This is a genomic window from Nonomuraea coxensis DSM 45129 (assembly GCF_019397265.1).
In the GTDB taxonomy this organism is placed as follows: Bacteria; Actinomycetota; Actinomycetes; order Streptosporangiales; family Streptosporangiaceae; genus Nonomuraea; species Nonomuraea coxensis.
The window spans coordinates 1-14,544 of sequence record NZ_CP068985.1; the positions used below are offsets into that span (position 1 = coordinate 1).

Consider the following 14,544-nt stretch of genomic DNA (forward strand, 5'->3'; position numbering starts at 1 on the left):
GTGAGCAGTGTCGACCTCGGCACGGTATGGGCGAGGGCCCTGGGCAACTTCCTCAACGAGAACGTGCCGATCCAGCAGCGGACGTGGCTGTCGATGGTGCGCCCGATCGCTCTGGCCAACGACACGATCGTGCTCGGCGTCCCCAACGACTTCCTCAAGGACCTCATCGAGGGCAAGCTGCGCCCGCTGGTCGCGCACGCGCTGTCGCAGGAGCTCGGCCGGACGATGCGACTGGCGGTGATGATCGACACGACGGCTCCCGAGCAGCACGTCGTCGACCTTCATCAACAGCCTGTGGCTCCCAGTTATCCCCAAGGTGTGGAGAACCAGCCGCGTTTCACACAGCACCTCCAACCGCAGGCCCAGCAGGCTTCCGAGCCTCCGCAGTTCTATTCTCCCCAACCCGAGCCGGAGCGTTCGTCCACCGAATATCCACAGCAGGGCTTCGCTTTTGAACAGGCGCAGCCGTACTCTCCGCCCGGCACGCCGCCCGTGGAGAAAACTCCGGAGCCGGCGCCGAATCGGTGGGAAGCAAAAAGCAGCAAACCCAGCGAACCCGCCCGGCTCAACCAGAAGTACACATTCGAGACTTTCGTCATCGGCGCCAGCAACCGGTTCGCGCACGCGGCCGCCGTGGCCGTCGCCGAGTCGCCGGCGAAGGCGTACAACCCGCTGTTCATCTACGGAGACTCGGGGCTGGGGAAGACCCACCTGCTGCACGCGATCGGGCATTACGCGCAGAGCCTCTACGACGGCGCCCGGGTGCGTTACGTGAGCTCCGAGGAGTTCACCAACGACTTCATCAACAGCATCCGCGACCACAAGGCCGACGGCTTCCGCGGCCGCTACCGGGCGATCGACATCCTGCTCGTCGACGACATCCAGTTCCTGGAGGGCAAGGAGCAGACGCAGGAGGAGTTCTTCCACACCTTCAACACCCTCCACAACGCCAACAAGCAGATCGTCATCTCCAGCGACCGCGCGCCGAAGCAGCTGATCACGCTGGAGGACCGGCTGCGCAACCGCTTCGAGTGGGGCCTGATCACCGACGTCCAGCCGCCCGAGCTGGAGACGCGCATCGCCATCCTGAGGAAGAAGGCCATCCAGGAGGGCCTGGCCGCGCCGCCCGAGGTGCTGGAGTACATCGCGAGCCGCATCTCCACCAACATCCGTGAGCTGGAGGGGGCGCTGATCAGGGTCACCGCGTTCGCCAGCCTCAACCGGCAGGGCGTCGACCTGCAGCTCGCCGAGGTGGTGCTGAAGGACCTCATCACCTCGGAGTCCGACACCGAGATCACCATCGCGGCGATCATGAGCGAGACCGCCAACTACTTCGGCATCAGCATCGACGACCTGTGCGGCACGTCGCGCAGCCGGGCGCTCGTCAACGCCCGGCAGATCGCCATGTATCTCGCGCGGGAGCTGACCGAGCTGTCGCTGCCGAAGATCGGCCAGCAGTTCGGCGGCCGCGACCACACCACCGTGATGCACGCCGAGCGGAAGATCCGCTCCCTGATCGCCGAGCGCAAGTCGATGTACAACCAGGTCAACGAGCTGACAATCCGCATCAAGCAGACACAGCGCGGATCCTGAGTGTTATGCACAGCCTGTGGAAAACACTGTGGAGCAGCGGAAACGTCGATTCGAGGCCGCTCGGCGCCCGGCAATGCCCCGAAAAATCCACCCACAAGGGCTGGGGACAAAGCTGGGGACATCTGGGGGAAACCTGGGGACGGTCCGTGGATAACGTGTGGACAGCGTGTGCACAACCGATCTGGGGCTCCAGAAGGGCCTCGCTTACCCCGTGGATAACCTGTGGAAACATCGTGGATAACCCCGGGTTCTCGGTGGATGAAGCGACCATGATCTGGGGACGGCCTGTGGGGAAAGATTCGCCGTCCCCAGGCGACCCCAGTTACCCCCAGGCGTCACACACACCCCCGGTGGATGAATTCAGGGCTGCTGACCTGGGCGAAGGCCAGTTGTCCACAGTTTCCACAGCCCCTAGTGTGATGACCTCTTCTATCTCTTACTAAGAAACTCAAAGACCCATAGTTGGGCTTCTCCCGGAGCGCGAGTGCGGGAGAGTGGATCCTCGAATCAACGACAGACCCAGGAGGCCGATCACCGTGATGTTCCGGATCGAGCGAGACGTACTCGCCGAGGCGGTGGCCTGGACGGCACGCAGCCTCCCGGCGCGCCCGTCGGTGCCCGTCCTCGCGGGCATGCGCCTGGAGGTCACCGACGACCAGCAGTTGAAGCTGTCCGGCTTCGACTACGAGGTCTCCGCCCAGGTGACGCTGGAGCTGCACACCGGCGAGCCCGGCGTGGTCCTGGTCTCCGGCAAGCTGCTCGCCGAGATCACCCGCGCCCTTCCCGCACAGCCTGTGGACTTCGTGGTCGACGGTGCCAAGGCGGTCGTCACCTGTGGCAGCGCGCGGTTCACCCTCCTCACCATGCCTGTGGAGGACTACCCGTCCCTGCCGGCCATGCCGCCGGCCGCGGGCCGCGTCGGCAGCGACGTGTTCGCCTCGGCCGTCTCCCAGGTGGCCGTCGCCGCCGGCCGCGACGACACCCTGCCGATGCTCACCGGCGTCCGCATGGAGATCGACGGCGACACCGTCACCCTCGCCGCCACCGACCGCTACCGGCTCGCCGTGCGCGAGCTGAAGTGGCAGCCCGGCCAGCCCGACTTCTCGGCCATCGCGATGATCCCGGGCAAGACGCTCGCCGACACCGCCAAGGCGCTCGGCAGCACCGGCGCCGAGGTCGAGATCGCGCTCAGCTCCGCGGGCGGCACCGGCGAGGGCATGATCGGCTTCTCCAGCGCCGGCCGCCGCACCACCACGCGCCTGCTGGACCCCGAGTTCCCGAAGTACCGCTCGCTGCTCCCCACCGAGTTCTCCGCGCGCGCCGACCTGTCCACAGGGCCGTTCGTCGAGGCGGTCAAGCGCGTGGCCCTCGTCGCCGAGCGCAACACCCCCGTACGCCTGGCGTTCCGCAGCGGCGAGGTCGTGCTGGAGGCCGGCAGCGGCGACGAAGCCCAGGCCGTCGAGGCCCTGCCCGTGGACTACGAGGGCGAGGAGATGAACATCGCCTTCAACCACCAGTTCCTGTTGGAGGGGCTCGGCGCGATCGACTCGGACATCGCGAGGCTCCAGATGACCACGTCCACGAAGCCCGCTATCCTCACGGGTGGCAAGCCTGTGGAGGACGGCGCCACCACCGACTACCGATATCTGATCATGCCCATCCGCCTGTCAGGCTGATCCTGTCATCGGGGATGATGAAAGCCTGACGAGGGGGTAGGGGAAAAGTCATGCAGATCGGCATGGTGGGACTGGGCAAGATGGGCGGCAACATGGCCGAGCGCCTGCGCCGCGGAGGTCATGACGTCGTCGGCTACGACCGCGACCCCTCGATCAGCGACGTGGAGAGCCTGAAGGGCCTCGTGGAGCGCCTGGAGGCGCCGCGCCTCGTCTGGGTCATGGTGCCCGCCGGCAAGCCCACCCAGTCCACCGTGGACGATCTCGGCGAGCTTCTCGACGAGGGCGACATCGTCGTCGACGGCGGCAACTCCCACTACGTGGACGACCAGAAGCACGCCGCCGAGCTGGCCCAGAAGGGCATCGGCTTCGTCGACTGCGGCGTGAGCGGCGGCGTGTGGGGCCTCCAGAACGGCTACGCGCTCATGTGCGGCGGCGACAAGGAGCACGTCGACCGCCTGATGCCGATCTTCGAGACCCTCAAGCCCGAGGGCGAGGACGGCTTCGTCCACGCGGGCGACGTCGGCGCCGGCCACTTCGCGAAGATGGTCCACAACGGCATCGAATACGGCATGATGCAGGCCTTCGCCGAGGGCTGGGAGCTGCTGGAGGCCTCCGACGTCGTCAAGGACGTACGAGGCTCCTTCGCGAGCTGGCGCACCGGCACCGTCATCCGCTCCTGGCTGCTCGACCTGCTGGTCCGGGCCCTCGACGACGACGAGCGCCTCGACCAGCTCCGCGGCTACGCGCAGGACTCCGGCGAGGGCCGCTGGACCGTCCAGGCCGCCGTCGACCACGCGGTGCCGCTGCCGGTCATCACCGCGGCCCTCTACGCCAGGTTCGCCTCGCGCCAGGAGGACTCCCCCGCGATGAAGGTCGTGGCCGCGCTGCGCAACCAGTTCGGCGGCCACGCGATCAACGCGACCGAGGGCAGCACCGCCAAGGGCGCCGACGCGCCGGGCGCGGACGTCACCCCGCCCAAGGAGGCCGACCGCTGACGGTCCTGCGACGGTGACCGCCCGCGGCGAGAGGTTTTCCACAGGACGCACGCCGGTGACCCCAGCGGCGGGCGAGGCCGACTAACCTCTTTGAGGTGCACGTCGCCCACCTCTCGCTGACCGACTTCCGGTCCTACGCCTCCGTCGAGCTCGGCCTGGAGCCGGGCGTCACGGCGTTCGTGGGGCCCAACGGCCAGGGCAAGACCAACCTGGTCGAGGCCCTCGGCTACGTCGCGACGCACTCCAGCCACCGGGTGGCGACCGACGCGCCCCTCGTCCGCCAGGGGGCCGCCAGGGCGATCGTGCGCTGCGCCCTCCACAGGGACGACCGGCGGGCGCTGATCGAGCTGGAGATCAACCCGGGGCGGGCCAACCGCGCGCGGCTCAACCGCTCCCCCGTCTCCCGGGCCCGCGACGTCGTGGGCCTGCTGCGCACGGTGCTGTTCGCCCCCGAGGACCTCGCGCTGTCCAAGGGCGACCCGTCCGAGCGCCGCCGCTTCCTCGACGACCTGCTGGTGGCCAGGGCACCCAGGTTCGCCGGCGTGCGCGCCGACTACGACCGGGTGCTGAAGCAGCGCGGCGCGCTGCTGCGCACGGCCGCGCAGGCCCGCAGGGGCAGCCGTGGCGCCCGCAGGCAGGACAGCGACAGCGCGTTCGCCGCCGCGGGCGCGGGCGACGTCCTGAGCACGCTGGAGGTGTGGGACGCCCACCTCGCCCGGCACGGGGCCGAGCTGCTGAAGGCGCGGCTGGAGCTGATCGAGGCACTGCGTCCCCTGGTCGCCGGCTCCTACGCGGCGCTGGCCCCGTCCAGCGCTCCCGCGACGCTGGCCTACCGCAGCACGTTGTCCACAGGTGGGGATGACGACGAGGGGGGTCAGGGCGGCGAATTCCCCGGTGAGCGGGGATCTTTCGATACGCAGACGTTATCCACAGACTTGGGGAAAACCCTTGAAGAGCGTCTGCGGGAGCGGCTGTCGGAGGTCCGCCAGTCGGAGCTGGAGCGGGGCGTCACGCTCGTCGGCCCCCACCGCGACGACCTGGTCCTCGGCCTGGGCGAGCTGCCCGCCCGCGGCTACGCCAGCCACGGGGAGTCGTGGTCGTTCGCGCTGGCGCTGAGGCTGGCCGCCTACGACCTGCTGCGGGCCGACGGCGGCGACCCCGTGCTGATCCTCGACGACGTCTTCGCCGAGCTCGACAGCCAGCGCCGGCGCCGGCTGGCCGAGATGGTGGCGCCCGCCGAGCAGGTGCTGATCACCGCCGCCGTGCCCGACGACGTCCCGAAGGAGCTCGCGGGCGCCCGGTTCGACGTGGTGGAGGGGAGTGTGACCCGTGTCAGATGAGGACAACCCGAACGCCCGTACGGCCAGAGGCGTCGCGATGGCCAGGGAGAAGCTCGCCCAGGCCAAGGCCGACGCCGCCAAGCGCGGCCAGCTCCCCCGCCGCGAGCCCCGGCGGCGGGCGGCCGGCCCGCGCAGGGAGGCCGGCGATCCCCAGCTTTTCGGGCGGGCGATAGCCGACCTGCTGGCCGATCGCGGCTGGGAGCGCTCGGCGGCCGTCGGCGGCGTGTTCGGGCGCTGGCCCGAGATCGTGGGCCCCGACCTCGCCGCCCACACCAAGCCGGAGTCGTTCGAGGACGGCGAGGTGCTGATCCTGGCCGACTCGACGGCCTGGGCGACGCAGGTCAGGCTGCTCGCCCGCACCCTCGTGCGCAGGCTCAACGAGGAGCTCGGCGCGGGCACGGTCACGAAGGTCAAGGTCAGAGGGCCGCAGAACGCGCCGCGTCCATCAGGGGGTTTGCGGGTGACCGGAAGCCGTGGTCCAGGTGACACCTACGGTTAGGCGCCGGGGGCGATCAGAAAGCCCCCAGACGCGATAAGCCCCCTTTCCGGAGGGGGGATGCTGGCCCGGGGGCAAATCGAGCTAGAGGCGACCACAGGCGCGTTCATTGCCACCGCGGGGCTCCGGAAGCGGTAGAATGAAAAAGGATTCCGGACACGTCCGCTTGCGTGTCACCCCGGCAGCAAGCCGACTCCCCCGGGTGACTGCGCATCGGGGCACTCACGACGGTGACGGGCACGGCAGGGGCACTTCGCAACACGATGGCCTCCCCCGCCGCGTGTCCGCGGCAGGAGGATTTCGCAGTTGTCCTACGACGCTAGCTCAATCGCCGTACTCGAAGGGCTTGATGCGGTTCGCAAGCGCCCGGGTATGTATATCGGCTCGACCGGCGAGCGCGGCCTGCACCACCTTGTCTACGAGATCGTGGACAACGCGGTGGACGAGGCCCTGGCCGGCTACGCGAGCCGCATCGAGATCACGCTGCTCGCCGACAACGGCGTCCGGGTGGTCGATGACGGCCGTGGCATCCCCACGGGCATCCACCCGGCGCAGAAGCGCTCCGCGGTCGAGGTCGTGCTGACCACGCTCCACTCCGGCGGCAAGTTCGACAGCCAGGCCTACGCCGTCTCCGGCGGCCTGCACGGCGTCGGCTCGGCCGTCGTCAACGCGCTGTCGACCGCCATGGACGTCGAGATCAAGCAGAACGGCCACTACTGGCGCCAGCGTTACGAGCACTACAAGCCCGTCGCGCCGCTGGCCAAGGGCGAGGGCACCGACGAGACCGGCACCACGATCACGTTCTGGCCCGACCCCGACATCTTCGAGACCACCACCTGGAACTACGAGACGCTCTCGCGCCGCTTCCAGGAGACGGCCTTCCTCAACAAGGGCCTCGTCATCACGTTCACCGACGAGCGGCCCGACCACGTCAACGGCGAGAAGCGCACCGTCACCTACCACTACGAGGGCGGCCTGTCCGACTTCGTCAAGCACCTCAACGCCAAGAAGGAGCCGGCGCACGCGTCGATCATCGCCTTCGAGGAGGAGGGCGACGGCATCGCGGTCGAGGTCGCGATGCAGTGGAACAACTCCTACTCGGAGTCGGTCTACACGTTCGCCAACATGATCAACACGGCGGAGGGCGGCACCCACGAGGAGGGCTTCCGCGCGGCGCTGACGTCCATCGTCAACCGCTACGCGCGCGAGCAGAAGTTCCTCAAGGAGGGCAAGGACGACAACCTCTCGGGCGAGGACGTCCGCGAGGGCCTGACCGCGATCATCTCGGTCAAGCTGTCCGACCCGCAGTTCGAGGGCCAGACCAAGACCAAGCTGGGCAACACCGAGGCGAAGTCGTTCGTCCAGAAGGCGTGCAACGACCACCTGCGCGACTGGCTGGAGCGCAACCCCGGCGAGGCCAAGGACATCATCAACAAGTCGCTGCAGGCCTCCCGCGCGCGCCTCGCCGCCCGTCAGGCCCGCGACCTCACCCGGCGCAAGTCGCTCCTGGAGTCCGGCAGCGGCCTTCCCGGCAAGCTGGCCGACTGCCAGTGGAACAACCCGGAGAAGTGCGAGCTGTTCATCGTCGAGGGTGACTCGGCCGGCGGCTCGGCCAAGGGCGGCCGCGACTCGCGCTTCCAGGCGATCCTGCCCATCCGCGGCAAGATCCTCAACGTCGAGAAGGCGCGGATCGACAAGGTACTCAAGAACAACGAGGTGCAGGCGCTGATCACCGCGCTCGGCACCGGCGTGCACGACGAGTTCGACATCAGCAAGCTGCGCTACCACAAGGTCATCCTGATGGCCGACGCCGACGTCGACGGCCAGCACATCAACACCCTGCTGCTGACGCTGCTGTTCAGGTTCATGCGGCCGCTGATCGAGGCCGGGCACGTCTACCTCTCCTGCCCCCCGCTGTACAAGATCAAGTGGGACCGCAAGGGCGAGGACGCCTCCTACGCCTACTCCGACCCCGAGCGGGACGCGGTCATCGCCGAGGGCATCGCCAACGGCAAGCCCGACCCCCGGCCCCGCGACAACGTGCAGCGCTTCAAGGGCCTCGGCGAGATGAACGCCGGCCAGCTCTGGGAGACCACGATGAACCCGGCGACCCGGTTGCTGCGGCTGGTCACGCTCGACGACGCGGCGCAGGCCGACGACCTGTTCAGCGTGCTCATGGGCGAGGACGTGGAGGCGCGGCGCGACTTCATCATCCGTAACGCCCGTGACGTGCGCTTCCTCGACGTTTAAGGAATTTCACCTGTGACGGACGTGAACACCACTCCCCCGGCTGACCGCATCGAACCGGTGGACATCCAGTCCGAGATGCAGCGCAGCTACATGGACTACGCGATGTCGGTCATCGTGTCCAGAGCGCTGCCGGACGTGCGCGACGGCCTCAAGCCCGTCCACCGGCGGGTGCTGTACGCGATGTACGACGGGGGCTACCGTCCCGACCGCGGCTACTTCAAGTGCGCCCGCGTCGTCGGCGACGTGATGGGCACCTACCACCCGCACGGCGACACCTCGATCTACGACGCGCTGGTCCGCCTGGCGCAGTCGTGGTCGCTGCGCTACCCGCTGGTCGACGGCCAGGGCAACTTCGGCTCGCCGGGCAACGACCCGGCGGCGGCGATGCGTTACACCGAGTGCAAGCTCGCGCCCATCGCCATGGAGATGCTGCGCGACATCGACAAGGAGACCGTCGACTTCCGTCCCAACTACGACGGCAAGTCGCAGGAGCCCGACGTCCTCCCGTCGCGCTTCCCGCAGCTCCTGGTCAACGGCTCGGGCGGCATCGCGGTCGGCATGGCGACCAACATCCCGCCGCACAACCTGCGTGAGGTCGCCGCGGCGGTCAAGTGGGCGCTGGAGAACCCCGAGGCCACCGACGACGAGCTGCTCGAAGCGTCGATCAAACTGGTCAAGGGCCCCGACTTCCCGACCAAGGCGCTCATCGTCGGCCGGCGGGGCATCGAGGACGCCTACCGCACCGGCCGCGGCTCGATCACCATGCGGGCCGTGGTCGAGGTCGAGGAGGAGAAGGGCCGGCAGGCGCTGGTCGTCACCGAGCTGCCCTACCAGGTCAACCCCGACAACCTCGCGCTGAAGATCGCCGAGCTGGTCCGCGAGGGCAAGCTCACCGGCATCGCCGACGTACGCGACGAGAGCTCCTCCCGCGTCGGGCAGCGACTGGTGATCGTCCTCAAGCGGGACGCCGTCGCCAAGGTCGTGCTCAACAACCTCTACAAGCACACGCAGCTCCAGGACACCTTCGGCGCCAACATGCTGGCCCTGGTCGACGGCGTGCCGCGCACGCTGCGCCTCGACCAGTTCATCCGGCACTACGTGGCCCACCAGATCGAGGTCATCGTCCGGCGCACCCGCTACCTCCTGCGCAAGGCCGAGGAGCGCGCCCACATCCTGCGCGGCCTGCTGAAGGCCCTGGAGCGGCTCGACGACGTCATCGCCCTCATCCGGGCCTCGGACTCCGCGGCGCACGCCCAGCAGGGCCTCATGTCGCTGCTGGAGATCGACGAGGTCCAGGCGCAGGCCATCCTCGACATGCAGCTGCGCAAGCTCGCCGCCCTGGAGCGCCAGGCGATCCAGGACGAGTACGACTCCCTCATGACGCAGATCGCCGAGTACAACGCGATCCTGGCCAGCGAGGCCCGCCAGCGGGAGATCATCAACGAGGAGCTCGCCGAGGTCGTCGGCCGCTACGGCGACGAGCGGAAGACCGAGATCATCGCCTACGACGGCGACATGTCGATCGAGGACCTCATCGCCGAGGACGAGATCGTCGTCACGATCACCCGCGGCGGCTACGCCAAGCGCACCAAGACCGACTCCTACCGCGCGCAGAAGCGGGGCGGCAAGGGCGTACGCGGCGCCCAGCTGCGCCAGGACGACATCGTCGACCACTTCTTCGTCACCACCACCCACCACTGGCTGCTGTTCTTCACGAACAAGGGCCGGGTCTACCGGGTCAAGGCGTACGAGCTGCCCGAGGGCGCGCGTGACGCCCGGGGCATGCATCTCGCGAACCTTTTGGCCATGCAGCCCGACGAAACAGTCATGGAGGTTCTCGACCTACGCGACTACGACGTCGCGCCCTACCTCGTCCTGGCCACCCGCAGCGGCCTGGTGAAGAAGACCCGCCTGTCGGAGTACGACTCCCCCAGGTCCGGCGGTCTGATCGCCATCAACCTGCGGGAGGACGACGAGGTCATCGGAGCCAGGCTGGTCTCCGAGCACGACGACCTGCTGCTGGTCTCCAAGGGGGCACAGTCCATCAGGTTCACGGCCTCCGACGAGGCGCTCCGCCCCATGGGCCGGGCGACCAGCGGCGTGATCGGCATGAGGTTCCTCGAAGGGGACGAACTTCTCGCCATGAATCGCATCGCGGACGGTCAAGACGTGCTTATCGCCACGAAGGCGGGGTACGCAAAGCGGACGCCAGTGGAGCAATATCCGGTTCAGGGTCGTGGCGGCAGGGGGGTGCTGACGGCGAAGATCGTGAGTTCCCGTGGCAAGCTGGTTGGAGCCGTCATGGTCAACCCTGAGGACGAGGTCTTCGCGATCACGTCCGCCGGCGGTGTGATCCGGACGAGTGCCGGCGAGATCAAGCAGTCCGGCCGTCAGACCATGGGAGTTCGATTGATGAATCTCGCTGAAGGCGACAGCGTGGTTGCCCTCGCCCGGAACGCGGAGTCCATGGAGACTTCGGTGGACAGTGATGAAGACGGGGGAGGAGAGTAGTCCATGAGCGCCCAGGGTGGCCCCGCCAGGACCCAGGCGGCTTCGGGTAACGGACAGCAGCCCAAAAAGCCCGGAGAAACCGAGATTTTCAACCCGGTCGACGACGGTCAGGACACCACCTCGCCCGCGCAGGGCAAGCCCGTCCCGACCAAGGACGAGCCGCAGCAGCGCTCCCAGGCGCCCGGCGCGCCGGTCGACGGCAACCGCAACGACGGCGTGCGCAACGACGGGATGCGCGCCCGCCCGTCGCTGGCCACCGAGGCTCCGCCGAAGATGGAGCTGGCGAGCGGCAAGAACAAGAAGAACTCCTCGAACTCCGGCGGCGGCCGGCTGCCCCGCAAGGCCCACCTGGTCCTGCGGCGCATCGAACCGTGGTCGGCCATGAAGTTCAGCTTCGTGGTGTCGCTGGTGTGCTTCGTGGTGCTGTTCGTGGCCGTGGCCGTGCTCTACGGCGTGCTGCAGGCCCTCGGCGTGTTCGACAGCATCGTGGACCTGGTCAACCAGCTCGGCCAGGGTGAGCAGGGCCAGAGCTCGATCCCGATCGACATCGCCTCGTGGTTCGAGCCGGTGCGCATCCTCGGCTACACGGCCCTGATCGGCGCGGTCAACGTCGTGCTGATCACCGCACTGTCCACACTGGGCGCGGTCATCTACAACATCTCCTCCGACCTCGTCGGAGGCGTCGAGGTGACCTTCAGCGAGGCCGAATAACGCACACACGCACGGCCGCTCGCGCCGTCCCTCCCGGGCCTGCCGGGGCCGGGGACGGCGCGAGCAGCTCCCCGGACGCGGTAAGCTTTTCCTCGTCCGCGCAACCGGTTCGCCTCCATCCCAAGGATGCGATACGGTTCAGTGCAGCGGGGCTATAGCTCAGTCGGTTAGAGCGCTTCCCTGATAAGGAAGAGGTCCCAGGTTCAAGTCCTGGTAGCCCCACACAGTCTGACCAGCGAAAAGGCCGCTATCCGATCTTCGGAGAGCGGCCATTCTGCTGTCTGCGTGACTACCGTGCCCGACACGGTCTCTCGTCAGGATCTTCTGTGGTGCATCATGGCCCGATGAGCGTGCGCTATGACGATGTGATCGGTCCGCTCCGAAAGGCTTACGACGGCGGTGCCAAGCGTCGAGACGGCAGCGGCAAGCAGGAATGGAAGCTGGCGGAGCGGACGGCCTTCCTGAACGTGGTCCGCGACGCCGGCGGCGGGCGGATGCTGGAGATCGGTGCCGGAACGGGCCAGGACAGTGCGTACTTCCAGGACAACGGCCTGGACGTGGTCGCTGTCGATCTGTCGCCCGCGATGGTGTCGCTGTGCCGGGAGAAGGGCCTCGAAGCTCATGTGATGGACTTCCTGCATCTCGACTTCGCGCCTGAGTCGTTCGATGCGGCGTACGCCCTGAACTGCCTGCTGCATGTGCCCAACGTGGATCTGCCGGCGGCGCTGGAAGCCGTTCACACACTTCTGCGACCTGGCGGGCTGTTCTTTCTTGGCGTTTATGGGGGTGGCACCCTGAGGGGAGAAGGTCCCTTCAAGGGGGACCATCACGAGCCTCCCCGGTTCTTCTCTTTCCGTAGCGATGAGGAGATTCAGGCGTTCGCCAGTCGGTTGTTCGAGATCGTGGACTTCCACGTCGTGGGATCGGATGAACTCCGGTTCCAGTCATTGAGCCGTTGTCGGTAACGAACAGTTGCTGTGCGTGATCTCCTTGGACCCGGCAAGCCAACCTAGTGATCAGCAAGCGTAAAGCCCCTGGTAGAAGTGGTCTTGACTAGAGATCAACTTCAGAACCAGAGGCTTCACGTGCCCACTAGTGTCACATACACCGCGACCCTCGACGTACGTCGCGAGACTGTGCTGTTCCTGGCCGCCCTGCTGCACACTGAACGCCGCCGTCGCGGCACCCGCAAAGGACGCCGGGCGCTGGGCTGCTTCGCCCAGGCAGTCTTGATCCTTCGCTGGTTCCTCGACAACACCCGGATCAAGCAACTGGCCACCGACCACCACATCAGCCGCAAGACCGCCTACCGCTACCTGCACGAAGGCATCGACGTCCTGGCAGCCCACGCCCCCGGCCTGCGGCAGGTGCTCGACAGCGCAGCCGACACGGGCCTGACTCACGTCAACCTCGACGGCATCGTCATCGCCACCGACCGCGTCGCCACGCCCGGCCCGAACGGCGCCGACCTGTGGTGGTCGGGCAAACACAAGCACCACGGCGGCAACATCCAGGTGATCTCCGCCCCGGACGGCTGGCCGTTGTGGGTCTCCGACGTACGCCCCGGCCGCGAACATGACATGACCTGCGCCCGCACCCACGGCATCATCGCCACCCTGGCCACCGCGCGGGACACGGTGCCGGCCCTGGCCGACCTGGGATATGAAGGCGCCGCCGACGTCATCCGGGTGCCGGTGAAGAAGAAGCGCGGCCAGGCCATACTCAGCGACGACCAGCACACCTACAACAAGCTGCTGCGGGGCCTGCGCGGCGTCGGCGAACGCGCGAACGCCCTGCTCACCGTCACCTTCAAGGCTCTGCGCCGAGTCAGCCTCGACCCCTGGCGCATCGGGCAGATCGTCCGAGCCGCACTCGTGCTACTGCACCGCGAGCACGATTGGACCATATCGGCATCACACAACGCGATCTTCGGTTACTGAGAACGACTCATTGACGTTGCGCCGTCCACTGTGAGCCGTGCGATGGCCAGACCGTGGGCCTGCCCATCGTTCGCCGTTCATGTATCAAAGATCCGATCCATGATCACCGCTCCTCCCTGGAGGACGGGACGGATCTGCTTGCGGTAGACCAGCTCCGTCACTGCCGTACTGCTGTGGCCGACCAGGCGGGAGATCTCCTCCGGAGGCGTCCCGTTGTCGGAGAGCAGGGAAACGAAGCTGTGCCGCAGCTCTCGGGGCGTCCACTCCCCCGGATTCAAACTGTGTGCTTGATGACCGGCGGAATGCTCGCCGAACGTTGGCCGCGTCCAGCTCGGTTCCGGCGGTGGACGCGAACACCAGACCGTGCTCTGACCAGGCGTCGCCTTGCGCGTTCTGCTGGGCCTCCTGTTGCTCGATCAGCACGTCCACGCACCGCTTAGGAAGCGCGAGGGTACGGCGGCACTTGCGGGTCTTGGTGTCTCCCCCGTTCCGTACGGAGCGCCACACGGCGACGTACGGCGGTATCGGCGGATGCCATCGAGGTTGCCCATCAGGTCCACATGATCCCAGCGCAGCGCGCGGAGTTCCTCGGTACGTGCGCCAGTGAGCAGGGAGACCACGATGGGGGCGCACAGGTTCTTGCCCTCGGCGGCTTTCAGTACCTCTTCTGCCTGCGCCATTCGGAGCGCTTTGGACGGGCGGCCTTCCTGCCCCTGAGGTACTCGGCACAGTTCCACCACGTTCCGCCGGACCTTGTCCCGCGCCATGGCGCGCTTGATGATCCGGTTCAGGCAGGAGCGGAGCCGGGCCACGGTGCTCGTACTGTGCGTCTTGGCCTTGGCCGCCAGCCACTTGTCCACATCCTGTGCACTGAGGTCGCGGAGCTTCCGCTCGTTGGCGAGGGCGAGGCCGCAGCCGCCCTTGAGTACGTCCATACGGGTCCAGGAGTGAGAGTTTCACTCGCTCTCGGCGTTTCACCCGGTCGATCGAGAGGCTAAGGTGTCGGCAGTTGAAGATCACATAGGGCTGGCA

General features: G+C 67.6%; 12 protein-coding genes and 1 tRNA gene. 11 read left to right on the top strand and 2 right to left on the bottom strand.

Annotation, left to right across the window (positions count from 1 at the left end; genetic code table 11):
• The 11 genes from dnaA to Nocox_RS00055 all read left to right on the top strand — a co-directional run bounded on the left by dnaA (position 1) and on the right by Nocox_RS00055 (position 13,512).
• Entirely contained in the window at positions 1-1,593 is a 1,593-nt protein-coding gene (dnaA, locus tag Nocox_RS00005; RefSeq protein WP_020547367.1) for a chromosomal replication initiator protein DnaA, read from the top strand.
• Positions 1,594-2,129: 536 nt separating this feature from the next.
• The gene (dnaN, locus tag Nocox_RS00010) at positions 2,130-3,269 is read left to right on the top strand and encodes a DNA polymerase III subunit beta (RefSeq protein WP_026215202.1); all 1,140 of its coding nucleotides are present in this window, start codon (positions 2,130-2,132) and stop codon (positions 3,267-3,269) included.
• Positions 3,270-3,319: 50 nt separating this feature from the next.
• Complete coding sequence (gnd, locus tag Nocox_RS00015; protein WP_020547369.1) at positions 3,320-4,264, top strand: phosphogluconate dehydrogenase (NAD(+)-dependent, decarboxylating); 945 nt, start codon at positions 3,320-3,322, stop codon at positions 4,262-4,264.
• Between the two features lie 95 nt (positions 4,265-4,359).
• A complete protein-coding gene (gene recF, locus Nocox_RS00020; RefSeq protein WP_020547370.1) occupies positions 4,360-5,604 on the top strand; it encodes a DNA replication/repair protein RecF in 1,245 nt (414 codons plus the stop codon).
• Entirely contained in the window at positions 5,594-6,103 is a 510-nt protein-coding gene (locus Nocox_RS00025) for a DciA family protein (RefSeq protein ID WP_026215203.1), read from the top strand. The genes recF and Nocox_RS00025 overlap by 11 nt, the downstream gene beginning before the upstream one ends.
• 303 nt (positions 6,104-6,406) lie before the next feature.
• Entirely contained in the window at positions 6,407-8,350 is a 1,944-nt protein-coding gene (gene gyrB, locus Nocox_RS00030; protein ID WP_084685950.1) for a DNA topoisomerase (ATP-hydrolyzing) subunit B, read from the top strand.
• Positions 8,351-8,362: 12 nt separating this feature from the next.
• A complete protein-coding gene (gene gyrA / locus Nocox_RS00035; protein ID WP_020547373.1) occupies positions 8,363-10,861 on the top strand; it encodes a DNA gyrase subunit A in 2,499 nt (832 codons plus the stop codon).
• Between the two features lie 3 nt (positions 10,862-10,864).
• Complete coding sequence (locus Nocox_RS42640) at positions 10,865-11,572, top strand: DUF3566 domain-containing protein (RefSeq protein ID WP_020547374.1); 708 nt, start codon at positions 10,865-10,867, stop codon at positions 11,570-11,572.
• Between the two features lie 148 nt (positions 11,573-11,720).
• Positions 11,721-11,794 (top strand) — tRNA-Ile (locus Nocox_RS00045).
• A 122-nt stretch (positions 11,795-11,916) separates the two neighbouring features.
• Positions 11,917-12,537, top strand: a complete 621-nt coding sequence (locus Nocox_RS00050; protein ID WP_020547375.1) for a class I SAM-dependent methyltransferase — start codon at positions 11,917-11,919, stop codon at positions 12,535-12,537.
• Positions 12,538-12,657: 120 nt separating this feature from the next.
• On the top strand, positions 12,658-13,512 hold the full coding sequence (locus Nocox_RS00055) for an HARBI1 family protein (RefSeq protein WP_219495500.1): 855 nt from the start codon (positions 12,658-12,660) through the stop codon (positions 13,510-13,512).
• Positions 13,513-13,589: 77 nt separating this feature from the next.
• Here Nocox_RS00055 and Nocox_RS44065 read toward each other — a convergent pair whose 3' ends face one another.
• Both Nocox_RS44065 and Nocox_RS00065 read right to left on the bottom strand, forming a co-directional pair.
• On the bottom strand, positions 13,590-13,790 hold the full coding sequence (locus tag Nocox_RS44065; protein WP_020547452.1) for a site-specific integrase: 201 nt from the start codon (positions 13,788-13,790) through the stop codon (positions 13,590-13,592).
• Between the two features lie 138 nt (positions 13,791-13,928).
• On the bottom strand, positions 13,929-14,447 hold the full coding sequence (locus tag Nocox_RS00065) for a site-specific integrase (RefSeq protein ID WP_211212849.1): 519 nt from the start codon (positions 14,445-14,447) through the stop codon (positions 13,929-13,931).
• Between the last annotated feature and the right edge of the window lie 97 nt (positions 14,448-14,544).

What these genes read in the sequence shown, in the direction of transcription:
- gnd (WP_020547369.1), top strand. Translation starts at nt 3,320, where the DNA reads ATGCAGATCGGCATGGTGGGACTGGGCAAGATGGGCGGCAACATGGCC.
- Nocox_RS42640 (WP_020547374.1), top strand. Translation starts at nt 10,865, where the DNA reads ATGAGCGCCCAGGGTGGCCCCGCCAGGACCCAGGCGGCTTCGGGTAAC.
- Nocox_RS00050 (WP_020547375.1), top strand. Translation starts at nt 11,917, where the DNA reads ATGAGCGTGCGCTATGACGATGTGATCGGTCCGCTCCGAAAGGCTTAC.
- Nocox_RS00065 (WP_211212849.1), bottom strand. Translation starts at nt 14,447, where the DNA reads ATGGACGTACTCAAGGGCGGCTGCGGCCTCGCCCTCGCCAACGAGCGG.